The 21,008-nt window shown below is 68.5% G+C and carries 17 protein-coding genes; 5 read left to right on the top strand and 12 right to left on the bottom strand.

Annotated features, from left to right (window positions below):
- Position 1: 1 nt before the first annotated feature.
- Genes ACO2Q3_RS01255 through ACO2Q3_RS01240 form a run of 4 tightly spaced genes read right to left on the bottom strand, consistent with a single transcriptional unit; the run spans position 2 to position 3,735 of the window.
- Positions 2–1,363 carry an MFS transporter gene (locus ACO2Q3_RS01255; RefSeq protein WP_423304552.1) on the bottom strand — a complete coding sequence of 454 codons (1,362 nt, stop codon included), beginning with the start codon at positions 1,361–1,363 and terminating at the stop codon, positions 2–4.
- Between the two features lie 21 nt (positions 1,364–1,384).
- Positions 1,385–1,702 carry a DUF4387 domain-containing protein gene (locus ACO2Q3_RS01250; RefSeq protein WP_423304551.1) on the bottom strand — a complete coding sequence of 106 codons (318 nt, stop codon included), beginning with the start codon at positions 1,700–1,702 and terminating at the stop codon, positions 1,385–1,387.
- Between the two features lie 3 nt (positions 1,703–1,705).
- A complete protein-coding gene (locus ACO2Q3_RS01245) occupies positions 1,706–3,094 on the bottom strand; it encodes an acyclic terpene utilization AtuA family protein (protein WP_423304550.1) in 1,389 nt (462 codons plus the stop codon).
- Between the two features lie 47 nt (positions 3,095–3,141).
- Complete coding sequence (locus tag ACO2Q3_RS01240) at positions 3,142–3,735, bottom strand: hypothetical protein (RefSeq protein WP_423304549.1); 594 nt, start codon at positions 3,733–3,735, stop codon at positions 3,142–3,144.
- Positions 3,736–4,019: 284 nt separating this feature from the next.
- Between ACO2Q3_RS01240 and ACO2Q3_RS01235 the strand changes: the two genes are divergently transcribed.
- Complete coding sequence (locus tag ACO2Q3_RS01235; protein ID WP_423304548.1) at positions 4,020–6,971, top strand: TonB-dependent receptor domain-containing protein; 2,952 nt, start codon at positions 4,020–4,022, stop codon at positions 6,969–6,971.
- A 10-nt stretch (positions 6,972–6,981) separates the two neighbouring features.
- Positions 6,982–7,938, top strand: a complete 957-nt coding sequence (locus ACO2Q3_RS01230; RefSeq protein ID WP_423304547.1) for a hypothetical protein — start codon at positions 6,982–6,984, stop codon at positions 7,936–7,938.
- A gap of 167 nt (positions 7,939–8,105) precedes the next feature.
- Here the strand turns inward: ACO2Q3_RS01230 and ACO2Q3_RS01225 are convergent, their stop codons facing one another.
- The 7 genes from ACO2Q3_RS01225 to ACO2Q3_RS01195 all read right to left on the bottom strand — a co-directional run bounded on the left by ACO2Q3_RS01225 (position 8,106) and on the right by ACO2Q3_RS01195 (position 14,712).
- A complete protein-coding gene (locus ACO2Q3_RS01225) occupies positions 8,106–9,080 on the bottom strand; it encodes an NAD-dependent epimerase/dehydratase family protein (protein WP_423304546.1) in 975 nt (324 codons plus the stop codon).
- Positions 9,077–9,652, bottom strand: a complete 576-nt coding sequence (locus tag ACO2Q3_RS01220; protein WP_423304544.1) for a TetR/AcrR family transcriptional regulator — start codon at positions 9,650–9,652, stop codon at positions 9,077–9,079. Before ACO2Q3_RS01220 ends, ACO2Q3_RS01225 begins: the two co-directional genes overlap by 4 nt.
- 193 nt (positions 9,653–9,845) lie before the next feature.
- Positions 9,846–11,300, bottom strand: a complete 1,455-nt coding sequence (locus tag ACO2Q3_RS01215; protein ID WP_423304543.1) for a DHA2 family efflux MFS transporter permease subunit — start codon at positions 11,298–11,300, stop codon at positions 9,846–9,848.
- Positions 11,281–11,841 (bottom strand): isochorismatase family protein, encoded by a 561-nt coding sequence (locus tag ACO2Q3_RS01210; protein ID WP_423304542.1) that lies wholly within the window; start codon positions 11,839–11,841, stop codon positions 11,281–11,283. Before ACO2Q3_RS01210 ends, ACO2Q3_RS01215 begins: the two co-directional genes overlap by 20 nt.
- Before the next feature lie 68 nt (positions 11,842–11,909).
- Complete coding sequence (locus ACO2Q3_RS01205; protein WP_423304540.1) at positions 11,910–12,356, bottom strand: MarR family winged helix-turn-helix transcriptional regulator; 447 nt, start codon at positions 12,354–12,356, stop codon at positions 11,910–11,912.
- Between the two features lie 371 nt (positions 12,357–12,727).
- On the bottom strand, positions 12,728–13,789 hold the full coding sequence (locus ACO2Q3_RS01200; protein ID WP_423304539.1) for a zinc-binding dehydrogenase: 1,062 nt from the start codon (positions 13,787–13,789) through the stop codon (positions 12,728–12,730).
- Between the two features lie 386 nt (positions 13,790–14,175).
- The gene (locus tag ACO2Q3_RS01195) at positions 14,176–14,712 is read right to left on the bottom strand and encodes a helix-turn-helix domain-containing protein (protein ID WP_423304538.1); all 537 of its coding nucleotides are present in this window, start codon (positions 14,710–14,712) and stop codon (positions 14,176–14,178) included.
- Between the two features lie 287 nt (positions 14,713–14,999).
- On the opposite strand from ACO2Q3_RS01195, the gene ACO2Q3_RS01190 reads away from it, so the two are divergent.
- From ACO2Q3_RS01190 to ACO2Q3_RS01180, 3 genes are all read left to right on the top strand, one after another.
- Positions 15,000–15,632: a GntR family transcriptional regulator gene (locus tag ACO2Q3_RS01190; protein WP_423304537.1), complete on the top strand. Its 633-nt coding sequence runs from the start codon at positions 15,000–15,002 to the stop codon at positions 15,630–15,632.
- A 496-nt stretch (positions 15,633–16,128) separates the two neighbouring features.
- On the top strand, positions 16,129–16,770 hold the full coding sequence (locus tag ACO2Q3_RS01185) for a lasso peptide biosynthesis B2 protein (protein ID WP_423304536.1): 642 nt from the start codon (positions 16,129–16,131) through the stop codon (positions 16,768–16,770).
- 4 nt (positions 16,771–16,774) lie between these two features.
- Positions 16,775–18,571, top strand: coding sequence for an asparagine synthase-related protein (locus ACO2Q3_RS01180; protein ID WP_423304535.1), 1,797 nt, complete (start codon positions 16,775–16,777; stop codon positions 18,569–18,571).
- Here ACO2Q3_RS01180 and ACO2Q3_RS01175 read toward each other — a convergent pair.
- Positions 18,549–20,975: a prolyl oligopeptidase family serine peptidase gene (locus ACO2Q3_RS01175; RefSeq protein ID WP_423304534.1), complete on the bottom strand. Its 2,427-nt coding sequence runs from the start codon at positions 20,973–20,975 to the stop codon at positions 18,549–18,551. The genes ACO2Q3_RS01180 and ACO2Q3_RS01175 overlap by 23 nt on opposite strands.
- Positions 20,976–21,008 lie beyond the last annotated feature (33 nt).

Below are 21,008 nucleotides of genomic sequence, written 5' to 3'. Positions count from 1 at the left end.
CTCATGGCGCGGTCGCCGGCAGCTCGACGGTGCGATGGCGCGTCCGCGGTCCGGCAAAGGCCACCGCGGCGAGGGCGGCGATCATGAAGCCGCTGATCGCGACGAACACCTGGCCGGGGCCGCCGGCATCGAGGATGGCGGCAATGATGTAGCCGCTGACGGCCGCGGCAAGTCGCGTGAAGGAGTAGACGAAGCCCGCAGCCCGGGCGCGGATCTCGGTGGGGTAGAGCTCGCTCAGGTAGTTGTGGCTGCTGACGCTGAGGATGGTGTTGGCGACCGCAAGGCCGAGGCCGAAGGTGATCCACCCCATGGGCGACCTTGCGCCCGCAAAGGCGAGCCCGCAGGCGACGGAGACGAGGCCGGCGACGATCAGCAGGTGCTTGCGCTCGAACCGGTCCGCCAGAAGCAGGAGCAGCAGCGGCGAGAGCGGCGCCGCCAGCGACACGCCGGCGCTGTAGAGGAGGCTGTTCTTCAGCGGCGCGCCCTGGGCCTGCAGCAGGGTAGGCAGCCAGTTGGAAAAGCCGAAGTAGGCCACGTTCTGCAGGTTGAAGTAGACCAGCATCATGATCGTCGCCCGCACCAGGTAGCGGCGCGTCGCCGGCGTGGTGGTGACCGGCGCCGCGGGCGTCGCCGTGACCTCGCCAGGATGGCGGCGCTGCGCCGGCAGCCCGTCCAGGATGCGGTGGGCCTCTTCGGCGCGGCCGCGGGCCGCCAGCCAGCGGGGGGATTCCGGCAGGCTGCGACGCGCGAACCAGAAGCCGGCCGCCCCCAGCGCCGGCGCCAGGGTCATCCAGCGCCATCCGGCGACGCCTGCGGGCGCCAGGGGGATCAGCCAGGCCGCCAGGAAGGCCGCCGTCGGAATGGCCAGGTACTGCACCGCCATGGAGAGGCTGAAGGCGCGGCCGCGCAGGCGAGCCGGGGTGATCTCCACCACGAAGCAGTCGATGGCCACCGCTTCGGCGCCGACCCCGATGCCGGCGACGAACCGCCAGAAGCAGAGGGAAACGACCTCACTCTGCAGACCCATCACCAGGGTCGCGGCCGCGTACCAGATCAGCGAGTAGGCGAAGACCCGGCGCCGGCCCAGGCGGTCGCCGAAGGCCGAAAAGCCAATGACGCCCAGGTAAAGGCCCAGGAAGGTGGCGGCGATGAAGGTGGCCTGGTCGGCGAGGCCGAAGAGGCCGGCGTGCCCCGTTCTGAAGACCCCCGCGTTGACGAGTCCGGCCGACAGGGGCGCGGTCAGGGTGAGATCGTAGATCTCGAAGAAGCCGCCCACCGCGATGGCCAGGATCCACCGCCAGAGGCGCCAGGATCCGGCCAGGGCGTCGATGCGCGCGCCGACCGCCTCGGTGTCGTTGTGCATCGTGAGCCTTCCGCGCCGGCTTCAGGCCGCGTCCGGGATCGGCACGTCGATCAGGGGTGCGAACTGCTGGCCGCCGTGCTGGTCGGCGGCGCCGAAGCCCCCCTGGGTGATCGGCTGCGGGATGGTGAACTTGAAGGCGCGCGCCAGGTCGCATTCAAAGAAGCGTACGGTCCCGACCGGCAGCCGATAGAGCCGGGCAAAGGTCTCCGCGCTCAGGGCGCCCGAGCGTTTGACCTGCAGGTAGCTCTCCTCATCGGCGAACAGGATGTCGAAGGTCAGCACGAAGGGGCCGGCGTTCTTGCTGCGGATGATCGCCGCGAGGTCCGAGAGTTGCGTCATCGATCAGGCCCCGGTGATGTCGTGGAAGGTGGTGCGGAACATCGACGTGGCCGTCTCCGGCCAGGCGACGTGGTTGAGGTTGAAGTGGAACACCGGCCCCCGTTCGATGTGCGCCGGGTTGTGCAGGCAGGCGAAGCCGGTGATCGAGCCCTTCCACTTGCCGATGGGATGATGCAGCAGCGGCTGGCGCGTCATCTGCGCCAGCTTGGTGGCGGTGGCCTGGTCCGCCGCCGTGGCTTCCACCACGATGCCGATCTCGTGGGGGAGGGCAGGGGGCGCGGGCTCCAGATCGCCCATGACCCCGTTCAGCCCGTAGAAGTGGTAGTCGATCCGGCCGCCCAACGCCTCGAGGGGCGCGCCGAACACCCGCTCGACCGAGCCGGCCACGCGCCGCTTCACGCCGTCCATCCAGTTGGCGAAGTCGGCCAGGATGAAGGGGTCGCGGACGCCGCCGACCAGGATCGTCTGGTAGCCGGCGAGCTGCACGCCCTCCAGCTTCACTGTCGGGCGCTCGGCGTGGCTGAACCGGCTGCCACGGATCCGGACGCTGACCGGGTCCACCTGTTCGTAGGTGGCCTGGCGAATGTCGAGCTCGCCGGAACTCTCCTTGAAGAAGAAGGGGTCGCCGTTCTCGTAGAGGCTGTGCGCCGCCACGGATTGTGGCGTGCAGCGCAGGCCCGGACCGATTGGACTGATGATGGCCTCGTCGGCCCGCACCGTCGCGAAGATGACGCCGGGCCCCGGCCGTTCGCAGACCGAGGCGCCGCATTCGACCACCTTGCCGGCGTGCCAGGAGAGCCCCTCCGGCAGGCCCATGGCGATGGGCATGGCCGCGTAGAGCGCCGGATCGCTGCAGCGGCCGGCGACGATCAGGTCGACGCCCTCCGCCAGGGCGGCCTGCAGCGGCTCGACCCCCATCATCCCCACGATGCGGGTGCTGCGCCGAAGCGTATCGGCATCGATCGCGGGCGCCGGGTCCAGGGCGGTGATGCGGCCGGCGGCCAGCCAAGCGGCCAGCTGCTCGGCGTCCTGCTCACTCTTGATCACCGCAACGCGCAGGTCGAGCCGTTCGGCCGCGGCGACCTCGGCGACGATCTCCATGAAGGTGTCGACGTGCACGTCCGCGCCGCCCGTGCCGACCGAGCCGATCAGCACCGGCACACCGGCGGGACGCGCGTGCCGCAGGATGACGGCGAGGCCCTCGGCGATCGCTTCCCTCGGAAAAGCGCCCACGCCCAGGCCCAGCGCGAACGGGCCGGCGTCGGTGCTCCCGGCGTCTGCGGACACGAAGTGCGGCCTGCGGGTCATCGCCTCGCGCAGGCTTTCCTCGTGCACGCCAACGCCCAGCACGCCCGTGGCGGCCACGAAGCGGCATTCAAGCGGTTCGGACAAGCAGATCTCTCCTGACGGATGCGTTGAACGGGCGGCGCCGCGCGCCGCTAGCGGCCATGCCGCTGGTAGAAGGGCGTGTGTCCCGCGCCCTCGTGCAGCAGGACGTGGTCGGCGGAGAAGAAGTCCGCGTAATGCAAGAGGAAGGCCTCCAGGTTGCGCCCGTGGAAGGGGGCGTTGGAGGCGTGGGTGGCGACCGTGCTGACGACCTTGTCCGGGAAGTCCAGGTCCTTGATCAACATCGCCCCGACGACCCCGTGCGGGATTTCTCGGGCCAGCGGCGCATATCCCACCGCATCGCCGTCGAGGCTGAACATCAGCGGCTTGTCGACGTCATGCAGGGCCAGGACCGGCACCAGCACGTCGTAGTCGATGGCGTCGCCCCATTGTTCGACGGCCCGCCGGGCCAGATCGATCCCCGTGCGGGTGACGTCGTTGACGTGCGCCTTGAGTCGGTAGCGCGGGGCCAGGGCTGAGAACGGCATCTCTTCCAGGGCGATGAACGGGCTCGACGTCCAGGCCGTGACCCAGGCGGTGACGATCTGCTCGCGCACCGGCGCGGAGACCAGGTCGAGCCCCCAGAGCCACTGGGCGACGGCCTCGCGGCGATCGGGATCGCCGTGTTCCAGCTTGTAGATCGGCACTCATTCCTCCCGCGGCGCTGCTTGAGGTCGCCGACGGCCGCATAGCTCGCGGACTCTCTCCGTGTCGTCAATCTCGACGAGAAGTGTCGATGTATGGAATAGGCGTTTCCTGCGGTGCGTCAGGCGGACGATCTGCTTCTCGTCCGCCAACCCGCGCGGAGACGGCAGGGGCCCCGAATATCGACAAATCGCGTCGAGATTGACGCAGCGGGTTGTCGTCAGAATGCTGAGCGACGACGATTCAACGTCGACGATAATTATCGATATTCGGGAGGGAAATCTCTATGCGTGTCTCCACGCCGGCGGCCGTCTACGGACTGGGCGCCCTCATCAGCATGTTCGGCGCCGACGCCCTGGCGCAGAGCGCCCCGCCGGCCTCGCCCGCCCCGTCGGAACCGCAATCGGTCCAGGAGGTGGTGGTCACGGGCACGCGCATCATGCGCCGCGACTATGTCTCGGACTCGCCGATGGTCACCCTCGGCGCCCCGGCGCTGGCGTCCAGCGGCTCGTCGACGCTGGAGACGAGCCTCAACCAGCTGCCGCAGATCGCCTCGTCCGCCAGCAGCCAGGCCAACTTCACCTCGCGCGCCGGCCAGGCGAGCGTGGATCTTCGTGGCCTTGGGCAGCAACGCACCCTGGTGCTGGTCGGCGGGCGGCGCATGCAGCCGTCCGGCGCCGACGGCACCGTGGACCTCAACACCATTCCCACGGCGCTCGTCGACAACATCGAGGTCATCACCGGCGGCGCCTCCGCCGTCTACGGGTCCGATGCCGTCACCGGGGTGGTCAACATCAAGCTCAAGCCACATTTCTCCGGCGTGGAGGTCGACGCCCGCTACGGGGAAACCGGCCGCGGCGATGGCGCGACGCGCGATCTCAGCCTCATCGTCGGCGGCAATTTCGCCGATGACCGGGGCAACGCCTATGTGTCCCTCAACTACGCCGACCGGGACGCCGTGGCGTTCACGGATCGCAGCTACCTCTCCGGCCAGGTGCTGACGGCCAACACGCCGACGTCGCTGCTCAACGTGGTGGCCAGCAACCTGCCGAGCCAGTCGGCCATGAACGCCCTCTTCGCCAAATACGGCTACGCCGCCGGGACGGTGAAGAACTCCGCGGTCCTCTCGTTCAACGCCGACGGCACCCTGTTCTCGTCGGCCCCCTCCTACAACTACAAGGGTTCGACCGCGCCGCCGTTCAAGTTCTATAACGGCAACTTCTACACCATCGCCGGCGACACCTTCCTCGCCCAGGTGCCGCTGACCCGCTACAATGTGGTGGGCCACGCGGAATACAGGCTGACCAGCAACGTCCGCGCCTATGTCGACGGGCTCTACACCACCTATTCCGTCCAGACCCAGGGACCGCCGGTCGTCGTCGGCGGCGCCACCAGCGCGCCGCTGAGCATCCCCGTCACCAACCCCTTCATCCCCGCCGACCTCGCCACCCTGCTGGCCTCGCGGCCCAATCCCACGGCGAACTTCGGCCTGGCGGTGAACCCCGCTCCGGTCGGCAATCGCCACGAGCAGGACCAGTACAACGTCTACCAGCTCACGGCCGGGCTGAGCGGCCGGCTGGACGCCGCGGACCTCACCTGGAACGGCTACGTCAGCGTCGGCGCCACCCAGCAGACGCAGCGCCAGCTGAACTACGACAGCACCTCGGCGATGAACACGCTCCTGCAGGCCGCCGATGGCGGCAAGAGCCTGTGCACGGGCGGCTACAATCCCTTCGGCGCGCAGCCGATCTCGCAAGGCTGCATCAACTACTTCGAGCGCAACGCCACCAACCTGACGACCCTGCGCCAGCAGATCGTCGAGTTCGACACCCAGGGACGGGTGATGACCCTGCCCGCGGGCGAGCTTCGCTTCGCCGCTGGCGTCGACTATCGCAACAACAGCTACAGCTACAGCCCCGACGCGGAGATTCAGAGCGGCGACCTGGCCAACTACCTGCCGATCCTGCCGTCGTCGGGATCAGAGCACGTGACCGAGCTCTACGGCGAACTGCTCGCGCCCATCCTGAAGGACCGGCCCTTCATCCGGGCCCTCAACCTCGACCTCGGCTACCGCTATTCCGACTACAACACCGTCGGCGGCGTCAGCACCTACAAGGCGGATTTCGACTGGAAGCTCGGCGACGTGGTGGGGCTGCGCGGCGGCTACGCCCACGCGACGCGCGCGCCCAGCGTCGGCGAGCTCTACACCGCCCAGACGCATGGCCTGCTCGCCCTCGGCGCGCCTGGCGTGTTCGGCTCCGGGGATCCCTGCGACGTCAACGGCGCCTACCGCAAGTCCAGCTACGCCAGCACCGCCCAGGTGCGGGCGCTCTGCCTGGCGCAGGGGGTCCCCGGCAACCTGGTCGACAACTTCACCAATACGACGCCGCGCACCCCCAACGTCACCTCCGGCAACACGTCCCTGACGCCGGAGTCCTCGAACACCTATTCGGTGGGGGCGGTGTTCACCTCGCGCTTCAGCAATCCTCTGCTGTCGCGGCTGCGCGGCTCCATCGACTATTACAACATCAACGTGACCCACGCGATCGGCATTGTCACCAACACGGTGGCCACCTCGCAGTGCTTCAACACGGCGATCAATCCGGACCTGTCGAACAGCAACTACTATTGCCAGCTGATCTCGCGCGACCCGAACACCGGCCAGATCATCAACATCGTCAATCCGGAGCTGAACCTGGGCGGCTATCGCACGTCCGGCGTCGACTTCGAGGCGGACTGGTCCATCCCGCTGGACGCCATCGGCCTGGACCAGAAGTACGGGACGGTGACCTTCAGCCTGGTGGCCAACTACCTGGCCGACTTCCATATCCAGACGCTGCCCAAGGGGCCGTCCCTGCAGTACGCCGGCGCCATCGGCAACGTGCAGATCGACCAGTTTGCCGACGCCCATCCCACCTGGAAAGGGGCCGCGACGATGTCCTGGCAGGTCGGCCCGGTGACCTCCAACCTGCACTGGCGCTACATCGACGGGATGAAGAACGCCAGCAACGTCGGCAATACCGGCACGGCCCACGGCGTGCCGTCGGTCAGCTACTTCGACCTCGACGCGGCCTGGCAGGTTCGCCATGGGCTCGAGCTGCAGGCCGGGATCGTCAACCTGTTCGACAAGGACCCGCCGGTGCTGAACAACAACATCGTCGGCAACTACGCCACCGATCCCTACACCTACGACCTGCTGGGCCGGCGCTTCTACGTCGCGTTGAAGGCCCACTTCTGAGGTGGCGACCATGCGGCCCCCGCGGCAGACGATCCAGCTTCGAGGCATCCGCAGCGCCTTCGTCGGCGGAGAAATCCTTCGCCTGGAGGGCCTCCCGATACGCCAGCTGCCGACGATCCGTGGGGCGCCGCCGCGGCAGATCGATCCCAACGGCGCCTATGCGGTCGGTCAGCTTTATCTGCAGTCGTTCCAGCTGAGCCGGCCGGACGGGCCCTTCCCCGTGCAGTTGTGGCATGGGGGAGGCCTCAGCGGCGCCTGCTGGGAGACGACTCCGGACGGGCGCCCGGGATGGCTGAACTTCTTCCTGCGCCGGGGCTTCGACGTCACCGTTGTCGATGCGCCCGAGCGGGGCCGGGCGTCCTGGGCGCCCTATCCGGAGATCAACGCCGAGGCGCCCTGGCACCGCACCCTGGAGATGGCCTGGTGGATGTTCCGCTTCGGACCGCCCGGCGGCTATCACCCCGATCCAGCGCTGCGGCAGGCGTTCGCGGGCCTGCAGTTTCCGGTCGAGGCCGCGGAGATCTTCCTCAAGCAGTTCGTGGCCCGCTGGGGGAGCCGCCAGTCGGACGCCTGGGCGATCTGCGCCTATGACGCGCTGCTCGCGCAAAGCGCTCCGGCCATCGTCATCGCCCACAGCCAGGGGGGCCTCTATGCCCTGGACCTCGCCGTCCGCCGCCCGGACGCCTTCAAGGCTCTGGTGCTGCTCGAGCCTGTGCTGCCGCCGGAGGCGGACTATCCTTTTCAGGGGCTGGCCGGGACGCCGATCCTCCTCGTGAACGGCGACAACTTCCAACGCGAGACGGCGTTCAAGAGGTTCGCTGACGCTCTGCGGCAGGCTGGGGGCCAGGTGGACCTGTTGGACCTGCCGGGCGAAGGCGTCTTCGGCAACAGCCACATGCTGATGATGGACCGCAACAGTGACGAGGTCGCCGGACGGGTCGCGCTCTGGCTATCGGGGCAGCTGTAGCGGGCAGTTACCGTGACAGGTCAGGCGCCGGCGGGCGTGGGGCATCGGCGCAACCCTTTCAGATATCGGTGTCGGAGTTGGGTGCAAGTCATGCGCGGCCGCGAAATGCGCAGAAGAGTCCTTCTCGGTGAGCCAGTGGCGCCAGCAGGCGGGCTTCTGATTGAGCGCTAACCATGGGTGGCGGCGTAAGTTCGCAGGCCATCCATGCGTGAGGTCCTTCCAAAGTATCCCAGCTCGCGGCGTGCGGCAGCGTCGTCTATCGTGAATTCCCGCCCGATCATGCGCATCATAGAACGCGAAATAGGTGGATCTCCGTCCCTACGCGTGACAGCCCAGATCAGGTCGAGCAATCGACCAGCGGCCGACGCGAGCCAATAGGGCATCGAACCCAGCGTCTCGACGGACAGGCCCTGCAAACTCGCAAGCGAGGAGACGAACGCGCGGAATGTCTGCTTGTCCCGGTCGCCGATGAAATAAGCTCGACCGCCTTCTCCCCGTTGAAGCGCACATTCTATGGCCTCGACCGCATTGTCGACGTGGCAAGTCGCAAAGGGATATTCGCCGCCATCGACGAAGGCGAATCGCCCGGACCTAATGGCCTCGGGCAGCGCCCGACTGAACGGATCTCCCGGGCCCCAGAGCGCGGGCGGTCGCAGTGCGATGGTGCGAAAGCCAGGCTTGTTCGCCGCCAGCACCAGCGCCTCGGCTCGCGCCTTGCTCGCCAGATAGCTGCAGAAGTGGTCCGGAAACGTTGGCGCGCTCTCGTCGGCGTTTCGAACGGGCGCGCCAGCCTCGTCCATGATGATACCGGCCGCGCTGATATGGACGAAAGCCTGTGCGCCGGCGGCCTCCGCCGCCGTCAGCAACGCGGCGGCGCCATCGACGTTGACACGAAAGAACGGTTCACGTGGCCCAGAAAAGCGGAACATCGCCGCAGCGTGGACGACCGCCTCGATTGCCGGCAACGAAAGCGGCGCAGTATCTTCGAGGTCGCCGAGGACCGGCGTCCCACCAATGGCCTCCAGTCTGCCGTAAGACGAAGCAGAGCGTGTGAGGGCGAACACCGCGTGGCCGTCCCTTGCCAGCTTCTGGATGACACGAGCGCCCAGCAGTCCAGTGCCCCCGGTCACGAGGATTCTCATGGCGCCAGCCCTTTCGGTTCGGCGTTTAAGACGGCGCGCATCGCGCCTTCGCGGATCCGCTCCAGCGTCGCCGGCGCCGGCTCAGGTGTTTCGCGGACCCGGGCGGTGACAAAGAGCAGCGATGCGGCGTTGGCGGACGCCCACAACAAATCGGCGGCCTCCGCCGGCGGGGGCGCCAGCCGTCCCTGTGCAGCGATCGCTCCGACGCGCTCTATCAGCAGCGCCCATGCCTGGGTCGCTGCCGGAATGTCCCCGCCGCCGAGAACGCGCCCCATCATCGCCGCGTAGAGCCGGGGACGAGCGGCCGCAAAGCGTACATAGTCGTCCCAGCCCTCACGCAGCGCCGTAATCGGATCGCTGGATTGCGCCGCCGACCTCTTGCTTTCGAGAAATTGCGCAAAGGCTTCTGCGATCGCTGCGCTCAGAAGCCCATCGGCGCTGCCGTAGTGATGGTAGAGCGTCGGTGCGCTCACCCCCGCGATCGCGCAGACGCGGCGCGTCGAGAACAGCGCCTCTCCCTCGTCCTCGAGAACTTTCAAGGCGGCTTCGAGCAGGACAATGCGAGTATCCATTAGCCCAGTATAGCGGCGCTATAGCGGATGTCTATAGCGGTGCTATAGTGATGGAATCCCTGCCGGTCGGCCCGTTTGCCCGTGCAGGCGCCCACGCCCTGCGGGTCGATCCGGACGGCGCAATGGCCCGCCCGCTTGATACCGTTCGCCGTCCGGCAAATTACGCGGGCCGCAAGGAGCGGTGGTCGGTCGCTCAGGCGCTGAGGGTGACGTCTTCCAGTCGCCGGGGCAGCCGGCTCGCCATGAGGAAGGTAAGGGCATGCAGGGCGCTCAGAAGCAGGAAGGCCCAGGCGTAGCCCTGCGACGCCGTGGGCCCCGCGACGCCGGGGCCAGACTTCCATGCCAGGAGGGATGCGCACAGCGTCGTCATGACCGGGCCGCCGAGCCGCTGGACAATGTTGAGCGAGGTGGTCGCCATCGACAGCTTCTGCCGGCTGACGGAGGCATAGGCGGCGCTCAGCGAGGGCAGGCCGACGGCGATCATCCCCGCGCCCCTGAAAAGGAGCGCCGGCATGAGCAGGGCGAGATCGAGGCCGTGCATAGCGAGATATGCCAGGGGTGTCGTGGCGGCGAGCGCCAGGAGGGCGCCGCCCGCGGACACGTCGCGAATGCCAAATCTCGCCGTCAGCATCCCCATCAGCGGGTTGGTGATCATCATCCCGATCCCCAGAGGCGCCAGCATCCAGCCCATGTCGGCGGGTCTGCGACCGCACGCCTGGATGAGGAAGGCGGGGATGAGCATCTGCCCTGCGAACATAGCGCCGTTGGACAGGAACTGGATAACGGCGGCCGTGGAGAACACGTTGCCCCTGAAGAGGCGCAGGTCGATGAGCGCATCGTCGCCCTTTCGCCGGGCCGTCCACAGGAATGCGACGATCATCGCAAGGCCCGCGACAAGCAAGGCGCGGCCCGCGCCCTGGCCGGTCCGCTCCGAACCATAGAGCACCATCGCCAGGCCGGGAGAGAGCAGCGCCAGGCCAAGCCAGTCCAGGGTCCGCGGCGTCGTCTCGTGCCGGTCGCTGGCCAGGAACGCCAACGCCAGCAGCAGCGCCACGACGCCGACCGGGAGGTTGACGAGAAAGAGCCAGCGCCAGGAGCCGTATTGCAGGATGACCCCAGCAAGGACGGGGCCGAGCACCGGGGCCAGCAGGACGGGGAGCGCCATATAGCCGGCCACGCGCGTCATCTGAGACCCCGCGGCCCGGGCGACCATCATCTGCGTCATGGGCGCCAGGAGGCCGCCACTGACGCCTTGCAGGACGCGGAAGGCGATCAGCGAGGGCGCCGACCACGCCAGGCCGCACAGGGCCGATGAGAGGGTGAAGGCGGAGAAGCAGCCCAGGTAAAGCGCCTTGGCGCCGACCCGGTCGACCAGCCATCCGCTCAGGGGCAGCACGAGGGTGAGCGCCAGCAGATAGCCGCTCGTCACCCATTGGATCGTCGAAAGGCTCGATCTCATCGAGGTCGCCAGAGGCGACAGCGAGACGTTGACGATGGTCGCGTCGAGCTGCGCCAGCAGGGCGCCGAACAGGGCGACGGCGCAGATCCTCCACACCGACGGATCGAGGCGGTCGTGTCCGGAGGGATTCGCCGAGCCGGGCGTCCCGGCGCTTTCGGAATGGCCGGACTCAGCCTTGAGCGTAGGCAAGCGCGATGATCTCCTGCGTCGTGGCGGTTTCGCCCAGCCTGGGGAAGATCTCGCCGACGCTGTTGGCGTGCGGGTCCGCGCTCAAGTCCGTCATGGCGTCCACCGCCAGCGCCACGTTGAAGCCGAGCTCGTGCGCCTGGCGGGCCGTCGACTCGACGCCCGCGCTCGTCGCCACGCCGCAGATGACGACCTGGGTGACGCCCCGCGACTTCAGGTAGGTCTCCAGGTCCGTGCCCGTGAAGGCGCCCCAGGTCTTCTTCGAGACGAAATGATCCTGCGGCTGCGGATCCAGTTCCGGCAGCACTTCGGCCCAGTCGGGCGGCAGAGCGCCGCCCGCCTGTGCCCGTTCCGTCCTTCCTGGCGCCATCCCGACCACGTTCACGAGGACGACCGGCAGACCGCGGCGCCGGAAGGCCGCCGCGAGGTTGGCTGAGTTCTTCACCACCGTCGCGACCGGATGGACGCTGGGAATCGACAGGATGATCTTCTGCAGATCGACGACGATCAGCGCGGCTCTGGGATCGAGCTGGGATACGGGCATGGAGACCTTCCAAAGGGTCGGGGGGACAAGTGCTCGTCCGCGCTCACGGCGGACGTCTTCCGTCAGCCTCAGGATTCGCCGATCCGGCGAATGACCTGGATGGCGTCGGTCAGGGTCTTGAGGGCGGCCGGGTCGAGTTCGGCGAGCGCACCGACCAGCCAGTCCCGCTTGGCGGAGCGGTGTCGGGTTCTCGCGGCCGTTCCAGTCTCGGTCAGCGTGAACAGAATCTGTCGGCGGTCCGTGGGGTGAGGCCGCCGCGCGATCAGCCCTTCCTGTTCGAGGCTCGCGAGGATGACCCCCATCGACTGCGGCTTCATCAGCTCCGCGCGCGCCAGATCGGCGGTCGTCATGGATCCGCTTTGCTCAAGGCGAGCCAGGGCCCCCATCTGCGATAGGGCGAGGGCGTTCGGATTGGCCTGGGTGCGCAGTCCGCGCAGCCGCCTGAGCAGCCGCCCGATCGCGCTCGTGAGGTCCGTGGCCACGATGTCCAGGGAGGGGTCCGCCTTTTCTTTCATGGCGCGACCCTGCAATATGGCAGGTAAACTTGCAAGTTTATCTTCTATTATGAATGTCGTGAGCGATCACCCTCGTGGGGAGTTGAGTCCGGCGATCGCGCTGAAGATTTCCCTGGCTAAGGCGGCCGGCGACGCTGGAGAGGCCTTGCGCAATCGAGCGACGCTGGGCGCCCCCGCGCGAGAGCCATGAGGCGGCCGGGAGGCGCTCGGCGACCCCTACGCGAAGCGGTTCGCGGCTGTGGTGGGAGGCGGTGATGCCGCGCCCTGTCGCCCCAGATCGTTGACCGGCGGCAACGTCCCCTCGACGAGGACCAGGCTGGGATGGTCCCGCCGTTGGCGGCGCTCCAGGGGCGCCGCCAACGGGGCAGGTCCTAGGGGCGGATTGTGGTCAGCTGACGGGGGCCGGCGTTCGCAGCGGCGTGGGCGACGGCGTCGTTGGCCTCGCTCAGCGCGAACTCCGTCAGCTCGAACTGGGACAAGTCGATCAGGCCGGCCCGGATCATCTGGATCATGCGCGGGATAGCCTCGCGCGAATACATCCACGCGCCGCGCACCGTCAGCTCCTTGTGCATGAGGACGTTGTAGCTCAACGCCAGCTCTGACCGGACCCCGCCCATCAGGATGATGCGGCCACCGTGACGGACCGTGGCCAGGGGCGCCTGCACCTGCGCCGCGGTTGCTTCGCGCGGCAGGAAGTCGAGCACCATGTCGATAGGGCCTGCCGCCGCCTTGACGATGTTGTCGAGGTCGTCGGCCTCGACGCCGCTCATGCGCACCGCTCTTACCCGTGGGCCAAAGCGGCGGACCAGGTCGTCCAGCGTGCCCGGGTTGCGGCCTGTGGCGACTACAAGACCGGCGCCCATGGCCAGCGCCACCGCAACGCCCGCCCCGCCGAATCCTCCGGTGGCGCCGCTGATCACCAGGGTCTCACCTGCCTTGAGGTCGCCCGCGATCAAGCCGCCGAAGGGCACAAGCAGCCGGCCAAGCGCCGTCCAGCGTCCCGCCTCGGCGGGCTCGATCTCGCCGAGCGGCGTGACGTTCTCCGTCGGGACCAGCATCCGTTCGGCGTAGGAGCCATGGTGGTACAGGCGGTGCAGGGGCAGGGCCGCCGCCGTCCGATAGGTCCAGCCCTGGAGGATGCTGTCCGCGGCGTTGTCACGCGAGCGGACGGTCGCTTCGCAGAACACCCAATCGCCGACTTTGAGCGTCGTGGCGTCCGGACTCACGGCGCGGATCCGCCCGATACCGCCGGCGCCTGGCGCGACCGGGAGCTCGAGCGCGTAGTTGCGCGAGCCGTTGAACACGTTGGCGGCGTAGCTCGTGACACCCGCCGCCACGACGTCGACGACCACGCCTCCGGCCATCGGCTCGGGGTCGGGTAGCGTCTCAATCGCGAGCGGCGCGCCGAATTCCTTGAGGACTGCGGCTTTCATGGAACCTCTTCATGTTGTTGAGGCTCCACCGTACAGCCGCTGTGGCGCGCTATTCAGTCCTGAGATTATCCTAGGACTGAGAGGCCCACTGCGATGGCGATCGCCAGATGCCTGCGGATCTCAATTCCTGGCAGCATGAGCGGGTGAGTTGCGAGGGCGAGGCCGCTCGCCCGCGACGGGCTTGCTGAGCATCCGCTCCCAGGAGACAGCTCGGCCCGGCGAGTGCAATCGCCGGGCCTCTACGCTGTCCGCGCTCTCGGGGGGCGAGACGGTGGGACGCCCGGAAGATGCAAAAATCTCGCGAGGCGTGCAAGTGGTTATGCGCCTCGGGGGCACAGAGATTGGGCCGCAGTTTCGGCGCGTCGGCGCTTGCATTCCAGTGAGCGTCAGTCGGAATCGCTTTCGCCCTCCGGCGTGTGCAGGCGCTGGATTTCGAGTTCCAGCCACCGTTCGGCGCTGGTGTCCCGCTTCTCCAGATACTCCTTCATCTTCACGAAGGCGTGGCGCAGGGATTCGAGGAAGAACCTGCCGGGGATGATGGAAATCTGCTCGCCGGCTTCCTTTTCGAACTCCTGTAGCGCCACCCAGAGGATACTGGAGAACTTGTTGTCCATGGCGCGAAGCGCGGTCTCCTTGGAGCCAAACAGGAGGCCGAAGGTGATGGCCGCCGCATCTGTGTCGGTCGCCAGGCCGAACATGCGCACCTTCTCCAGATCCAGGCTTCCGCGACCGGCTTCGAAGTCCTCATAGGTCCTCAGGGCGATCCCCATGCGCTGGGCCACCTCGACGGACTTCATTCTCCGCTCCAGGCGGATGGTCTTGATGATGGTGGAGAGAAGCCGGGCCTGCCTTGCGAGACTGAGAGATGGCGACCTCGGCATACGCACCCCGTACCGCCCACGGATCAACTTACGCTTGATCACTTTGGAGTCCACGCGCGGACAGATCAATGATCCGTCCGCGGTCAATCAGCCTTCCGCGCCTTATCTGGCCTGGGTTTGGCCAATTGGGCTTCCCTTGGGGAAGCTTCGGCGTTTCGACAGGGCGCTGGGCATGATTTGGCGCGGGTTCGCCCGCAGAGAACTTGCCAGATCCCCTGGAATTTCTGCGGATCGCAGGGATTCGGCCCGTGCCGGGCCCGCCAAATCGATGGAGCCCTCGACAGGCAGACCCCCGAGGTTTCAGCCTCTCGCCTTTCGAGGGAGCCACCGTGAGCCGGGACCGCGATCCCTATGATCGGGCGGTCGCCCGCCTGACGCGCGGCCTGCGCGCCGGCGCGTTCGGCCACGGCCAACCGTTGCACGTCCACAGGCTGGCGGCGGATCTGGCCATTAGCTCCACGCCGGTCCGGGAGGCCCTGGCGAGGCTGGCGGGGGAGGGGCTCATCGAACGCGCCTCCACCGGTTACGTGACACCACGGCACGACGCCGCCAGCCTCGCGGACCTCTATAGCCTGGACGAGATCTATGCGCTCGCCGCCCTGAGTTCAAAGCGACGCCCGCTGGCCGCGTGGCCGCCCACGGCCGAGGCGCCGTCGCTTGACAGTCATGTCGAGCGGACCGAGCTGGCGCTGGCGCGACTGGGGATGCCCGAGAGCCGCGCCTTCTGGGCGGCGCGTCGCAACCTGTGGAATCGCCTGGCGCCCTTCCGGGAGGCGGAGACTAGCGTCCTGGGTGATCTAGACGCTGAGCTTGGGCGGCTGCGGCTCGAAGGGGGGGCGGCCGCGTCCGCGCGCGAGGTACGGGCCTACTATCGCCGGCGGGTCCGCACGGTGAGCGCCATTCTTGCTGCCGCTCAAGGTAGAAATATAGACCAAATATACCTTGAATATGTATCGCCCTGATCGCCTGCTTTGGGGGTCGCAAGCCTGCGACATCATCCAAACCAGGAGGCTACAATGACTGCTCCCCTGAAGACCACGCTGGTCTGCCTCGGCCGCGCCAAGGTGCTGACCCGCACCAGCGGGCCGGGCATCTTCCCCGAGCTCACCAATCCCATGGAGCGCTACTCCTAGCGCCCCGCCCGGCGGTTCTGGGGAGGGGCCGTCGGTCCCTCTCTGCGGTCCCCACCACGATCAACCTTCATCCAGCCAGACAGGAGGTCATGATGACCGTTCCCTGCAAGACCAGGCTCGTCCGTGTCGGTCGCGCCAAGATCCTGACCCGTTCCGGCGGCCCCGGAATCGTGCCGGAGCTCGACAACCCGATCGAGCACTACGCCTGAACGGCGGTCGGCGCGTCTCGGACGCGCCGACCCTCGCCAGCCATCTCTCCGCCGGCCGCCCGTGCTCGGCGCTGGCCAAGCCCGGCCCGGGCCTTCTTCTCCTCTCAGGATCGCCCATGCGTCTGTTCCTTGCCAGCGCAGTCCATGCCGTCGACATCGCTGGCGATCTCGTCTTCCTGGACGTGACCACGGACGCCTACTTCTGTCTCGGCGGTGGCGGCGAGGTGATCAGTCTCGGTCCGGATGGAGAGGCCCATGTCCAGCAGGATGAGACCGCGCGCCAGTTGCTCGAGGCCGGCCTTCTCTCCGCCGAACCCACCCCCGGCCGTCTCAGTCTGCCGCCAAGGCCGACAGCGTCGTGCCGTCATCTAGCGGCGCGGGGGCGGCTGCCCCTGAAGACATGGCTTGCGGCGCTCGCCGTCACGGCGCGGGTCGGTTGGCGATTTCCGCGCCGCAGCTTCGCTGACCTTCTGGAAGGAAGCGCCGACCGGGAGGCCCTGGCGGAGCCGCAGCCCCAACTGATCGAAGCTGTCGAGCAGTTCGAGCAGATGCGGCCGTGGCTTCCGCTGCAGGGGGAGTGTCTGCTGCGCAGCTACCACCTGCGGACCTTCTTGAGGTCCCGGGGGTTCGACGCCTTGTGGGTGTTCGGGGTGCGGACCTGGCCCTTCAGCGCCCATTGCTGGCTGCAGGTCGGCCACACCGCGCTGGATGAGGATCTCGAACGTCTGGCCGCCTATTCCCCGATCATGGTGGCGTGACCCGGTGACCCGCTATCTTGTCCTGGCTTGGCCCCCCGCCGCAGCGGCGTCAGCCCTCCATCTGAAGGCGGGCCTTGCGGCGGACGCGAGGCTGCATCTGGTCGTCAACCGGCCGGCCTTCGCGGTCTACCTCGATCGCGACACCCCGCTGCCGTGCGTCCAGCTTCCTGGCCAGGCCGGCGTCGTCATCGGATCGGCGTTCGACAAGCAGGCGGCCCTGGGCGGGCGCGGACAGGCCGCCGAACTCGGTCGGGCGCACGCCGGCAGCCCAATCGAGGTCGCCCGGAACCTGATCGCCCAGTGCTGGGGTGCCTATGTCGCGATCCTGCCGGACCGCGAGGGCGGTGCGAACGTCTTTCGCGACCCCCTCGGCGCCCTGGAATGCCTGACCTGGACGCGAGATGGGGTGTCCGTCGCGGCCTCGCAGCTGGATCCTGCGGGACCCTGTGCGCCGACGGGGCTGGAGATCGACTGGACCGCGCTCGCCGGCCTGCTGCGGCAGAAGAACCTCTCCAGCGTGACGGTCCCGCTCAAGGGCGTCCGCGGCGTCGACCCTGGCGCTTTGCTGTGCAGCGACGGGCGACAGCTACGCCTCTGGCGGCCTGGCGACTTCGCCAGCGTGAAGGCGCTTCGCCCGGACGTCCGACCGGTGCAGCTGGCCGCCGCAGTGGATGGATCTGTGGCAGCGTGGGCGGAGGGGCGCACCAGGGTCCTCTGCGAAGTCTCGGGCGGACTCGACTCCGCCATTGTGCTGGCGGCGCTCACCAAGGCCCGGGCCCCGGTCATTGGCGCCATCAATCACTACTGGCCCCAGCCCGAGGCCGATGAACGGGTCTTCGCCCGGGCTGTCGCCGAACAGGCAGGTCTCGTGCTCACGGAGCGGGCTCACGGCCTGCTCAGCCTGGACGCTGAAACCCTGGCCAAGGTGGCCTGCTCAGCGCGGCCCAGCTTCAGCGCCGCGGACCCCGCCTACGATGCCGATATGGCCGAACGACTTGCCGCCGGCGGCGCGGACGCCCTGTTCACCGGCCAGGGCGGCGATGCGGTCTTCTTCCAGATGGCGGGCGCCGCCCTGGCCGGCGATCTGCTGCGCGGGTTGGGGATCTCGCGGACGTCGCCCGTCGCCTGGGCGAGACTGGCGCGGCGCATGAGATCGCCGGTCTCGACCTTGGTGGTCGAGGCCCTGAGGACCTGGCGACAGCCCGTGCCGCTTCACCCGGGCGTGTCCTTCCTCTCGGATCGCGCGGCCTCGGCTGGCCCGTCGGGCGATCGCCATCCCTGGCTGCAGGGTCTCGGCGGCGTCAGTCCGGCCAAGCAGCTGCAGATCCAGGCCCTCACCAACAACCAGAGCATGTTCGGCGATAGCCTGAGGGCCAGGGGCGGGCGGCTGCTGCAGCCGCTGATGAGCCAGCCGGTCGTCGAAGTCTGCCTGTCGATCCCCGCGCCGATGCTCGCCATCGGCCCCTTGGACCGGCCGTTCGCCCGGGCAGCCTACGGCGATCGTCTGCCCACTGCGGTTCGTGAGCGCCGGTGGAAGGGCGACCTGTCGGTATTCTTCGCCCGCAGCATGGCGGAGAATATCCCCTTCCTGCGCGACTACCTGATGGATGGGCTGCTCGCCGCCGAAGGCCTGATCGACCGGAGCCGGCTGGAGCCGATCCTGCACCGGGATCACCTGATCTGGTTCGACCACTCCGGGGAGCTGACCATCGCGGTGCTGCTGGAAGCCTGGACCCGCTGGTGGCAGGCCCAGATCCTGGCCGCGCGTGCAGCCGCCGTCACGACCCGGGTCGAGGCTTGATGCCGGCCGGCGGGCCGACGTGCTCGGCCAGGAAGGCCAAGGCCCGGGCGTACTCATCCCGGACGTTGGCGGGGCTGACCACCACATGAGCTTCACCGTGGTAGATCACCAGGATCGCGTCCTTGTTCTGACGGTAGAGGCTGGTGAACATCTGCTCGGCCTGGGTGACGTCGCCGTCCAGATCGCCGCGCATCAGCATCACTGGGGCGGTGATGCGATCGACATAGGTGATCGGGCTGTTGCGACGGTAGCGATCGGGATCCTTCCAGGGCGGCGCGTTCATGCGCACCTGACCTGTCTCCATCCACCCCGACGAGCCCATGATCGAAAGGCCGGTTTCCGGGACCAGGTACTGATAGGGAAGCTGCCCGGCATAGGCGCTGGTGAGGTTGTTGACCCCGGAACTGGCGATGATCGCCTTGAAGCGGGGGCTTTCCGTGGCCAGGGCGAGCGCCGTGTAGGCGCCGTAGCTGTGGCCCCAGAGCGCCAGCCGATCGGTATCGACCGGCGCCTGGGCGCCGGCCGCGTCTACGATCGCCAGCACCTGGTCGGCCAGGCCGTCCATCGGTTCGCGATGGGCCGCATAGGGGAGGCTGGGCATGAGCACCGCAAAGCCCGCGCCGACCAGCACCTGCGCATTGGCGTGGAAGCGGAACGATCCCAGGGCCTGCTCCGCCGGCGGCTCGGGAAAGTCGTCGCCGGGGTAGGGGATGACGACCAGGGCCGGCTTCTCGCCAGCCTTGAGGTTGGCGGGCAGGTAAAGCCAGCTGGTGAGCGCCTGGCCGTCCGGTCCCAGGTGGTGGATCGGAAGGATCTGCGGTGGGTCGATCGCCGCGTAGTCCTGGTTCAGGACCAGGAGTTCGCGGTCGGCGCGGCCCGCCTGGCGCAGGGTCAGCCGCTCAACGCCATGGGCGTCCTTGCGCGAGACGATCAGCGAGCGGAATGGGCTGTCGACGGCGAGCGGTGTCTCCCTATCGTGCAGCGGCAACGGAGCCCCCTGGGGCCGCGCGAAAGCCGCCAATCCCTGGGCGGACCTGACGGCCAGGGCCGTGGAAGGGCGCGGGGCCAGCGCAAGGCGCTCGGAGTCCATTTCGGTCGCCGAGCTCAACGGGGTCAGGTCGTGGGCCTGTTCCGCGATCCGGTGACGCGCGCCATCGGCGCCGACACGCCAGACGGCGTCGCCGTCGCTGACCACCAGGCTGTCCGCATCCATCGCCAGCAGCCGGGGCGAGGGGGTGGCGAACCCTTCGGTCAATGACTTTGGGCCGGCGCGTGAGAGGGCGTACCAGTCGGGCCGGCCGCCTTCGCCGGACGGCCGGGCGTAGATGACCGGCTGGTCGCCCAGCCAGCCCCCGACGGCGCGGACGCCATTGTCGTGCTTCTTCACCAGGGACGGCCGCAGACCAGGCGCGTGCGCGGGCGTGGCCGTGCGGGATCGGGCGTCGATCACCTCGTAGCCCCCGCTCTCCCAGCCGCCGCCGCGCCGGGCGTAGATCAGCAGCCGCTCGCCGCCCGCAGACCAGCTGAGCAGCCCCTGCATCACGTCGCAGCTCGGGCAGGGCTCGACGACCTTGCCCGAGCTCGGATCCACCAGGATCAGCCAGCGCCTGTAGAGCTCCGTCCCGGTGGTCGTGGGCCCGGTGACCTCCTGCAGATCGTCGCCGTTGCCCATCACCGCGACGTTGCGGCCGTCGGGGGCCAGTTCGAGGTCGAAGAAGTCGCCGGTGGCCAGCACCCGCAGCCGGCCCGTCGACAAGCTGATGTCCACCAGCCGCCGGGGCGTGGCCTTCGGGCGTAGGGTCCTGTAGCGGCCGCTGCCGAGCACCGTGGCCGAGAGCCGTCCGGCCGCGGCGTTCGCCCAGGCCTCGGTGAGGCGTGCCTGACCCTGCCAGCCCAGGCCCAGCCGGTGGCCCACGGGGTTGGGACCCTGGGCGATCACCAGCAGCTCATCGTCGCCCCGCCAGGCGATCTCCCGCCCCCATTGTGGGATCTCAGGGGAGAGGCCGAGCCAGCGCACCTCGCCCGTCGCCAGGACCACCACCCCCAGCTCCCAGACATGGCCAGTCATCCGGCTGACCGCCATCCGCGCGCCGGACGGCGACATCGGCCCGGCGACGTATCCCGAGCCGGCCTCCGCCTTGAGCAGCGGCTGGACGGCGCCGCTCTGCAGGTCGACCCGCTGCAGGCGGCCCAGGCTGTAGGTCGTCCACCAGTCGAGGTCGTAGGTCGCCGCCTGGTCCCAGGACGCATAGGTTTGGACGACCGCCCAGCGACCGCCGGGCGCGATCTGCACCGGGCCGCGCTGCTCGAGCTTCAGCAGGTCGTCGACGGTGAATGGGCGGGCCTCAGCGGCCCCGTGGAAGGCAAGCGCGCAGGCAAGCGCAAGCGCCGGAAGACGTCGCATCGGGAATCCTTGGACGAGGAGAGGGAGAGGCGG

The organism is Caulobacter sp. KR2-114 (assembly GCF_049446115.1).
In the GTDB taxonomy this organism is placed as follows: Bacteria; Pseudomonadota; Alphaproteobacteria; order Caulobacterales; family Caulobacteraceae; genus Acaudatibacter.
This window is presented reverse-complemented; position numbering and strand designations above follow the sequence as displayed.